Origin of the sequence: Pantoea sp. GbtcB22 (assembly GCF_019091025.1) — a bacterium.
GTDB lineage: Bacteria > Pseudomonadota > Gammaproteobacteria > Enterobacterales > Enterobacteriaceae > Pantoea > Pantoea leporis.
Map to the genome: position 1 here is coordinate 1 of NZ_JAGXKB010000088.1, position 294 is coordinate 294.

General features: G+C 62.2%; 1 protein-coding gene. It reads right to left on the reverse strand.

All coding sequences use genetic code 11. The features are described 5' to 3' along the window. Positions 1–294 (reverse strand): Ig-like domain-containing protein (locus KVT28_RS24870; protein ID WP_217550806.1); only part of this gene is annotated, 294 nt, incomplete at both ends.

Here is a 294-nt window from a genome sequence, read left to right on the forward strand (position 1 = left end):
TTTTTCGCTGACGTTGCCCGCCGGAGCGGTGATCTCGGTGCGGAAGTCGGGGCTGCCACCCTCCAGATCGGAGACCGGGATCGACCAACTGCCATCCGCACCCTCCAGCGCAGAACCAATCAGTTTGTCGCCGTCATACAGCTTAACCAGATCGCCTTCTTCCGCGGTGCCACTGAACACCAGATCGCTGACGTTGGTCCCGTCGTCGGCGGTGAGCGGGTTGCCACTGCCGTCGGTGACGCTGACGTCATCCATTGACGGCGTGGCCGGCGGCGTGGTGTCAAATTCAAAGCT